A 1010-nucleotide genomic window follows, 5' to 3' on the forward strand; every position below is an offset into this window, starting at 1 on the left:
GGCAAGACGATCATCCGTGAGTCGGGTCTGAACGTGATCCCGGCGGATGACCTCGATGACGCGGCGCAGAAGATCGTCGCGGCCGTGAAGAAGGAAGCTGCGTGATGTCCGTGCTTATCGACGCCAACACGAAGGTCATCACCCAGGGCTTCACCGGCAAGAACGGCACCTTCCACGCCCAGCAGGCCATCGCCTATGGGACCAAGATGGTTGGCGGCACCTCGCCGGGCAAGGGCGGCACCACCCACCTGAACCTGCCGGTGTTCGACACCGTGATCGAGGCGAAGGAGAAGACCGGGGCCGACGCCTCCGTCATCTACGTGCCGCCGCCCGGCGCCGCCGACGCGATCCTGGAAGCCATCGACGCCGAGATCCCGCTCATCGTCTGCATCACCGAGGGTATCCCGGTGCTGGACATGGTGAAGGTGAAGCGGGCGCTGTCGGGCTCCAAGTCCCGCCTCATCGGCCCCAACTGCCCCGGCATCGTCACCGCCGGCCAGTCGAAGATCGGCATCATGCCGGCCAATATCTTCAAGACCGGCTCGGTGGGCGTGGTGTCGCGCTCCGGCACGCTGACCTATGAGGCGGTGTTCCAGACCTCGCAGGAAGGCCTGGGCCAGACCTCGGCGGTGGGCATCGGCGGCGACCCGGTGAAGGGCACCGAGTTCATCGACGTGCTGGAGATGTTCCTGGCGGACCCGAAGACCACGTCGATCATCATGATCGGCGAGATCGGCGGCTCGGCGGAGGAAGAGGCGGCGCAGTTCATCGCGGACGAGGCGAAGAAGGGCCGCAAGAAGCCGATGGTCGGCTTCATCGCCGGCCGCACGGCGCCTCCCGGCCGCCGCATGGGCCATGCGGGTGCCATCATCTCCGGCGGCAAGGGCGGCGCCGAGGACAAGATCGCGGCCATGGAGGCGGCGGGCATCCGCGTGTCGCCGTCCCCGGCCCGCCTCGGCAAGACCCTCGTCGAGGTGCTCAAGGGCTGAGGCTCTCGGGCTGAGCGATCG

1 protein-coding gene is annotated in these 1010 nt (G+C 67.6%); it reads left to right on the plus strand.

Translation table 11 applies throughout. The features are described 5' to 3' along the window. Nucleotides 1-104 precede the first annotated feature (104 nt). Complete coding sequence (gene sucD / locus FBQ73_RS08730) at nt 105-989, plus strand: succinate--CoA ligase subunit alpha (RefSeq protein WP_138399113.1); 885 nt, start codon at nt 105-107, stop codon at nt 987-989. Nucleotides 990-1010: the final 21 nt, after the last annotated feature.

The organism is Xanthobacter autotrophicus, assembly GCF_005871085.1.
Lineage (GTDB): Bacteria > Pseudomonadota > Alphaproteobacteria > Rhizobiales > Xanthobacteraceae > Xanthobacter > Xanthobacter autotrophicus.

What these genes read in the sequence shown, in the direction of transcription:
- sucD (WP_138399113.1), top strand. Translation starts at nt 105, where the DNA reads ATGTCCGTGCTTATCGACGCCAACACGAAGGTCATCACCCAGGGCTTC.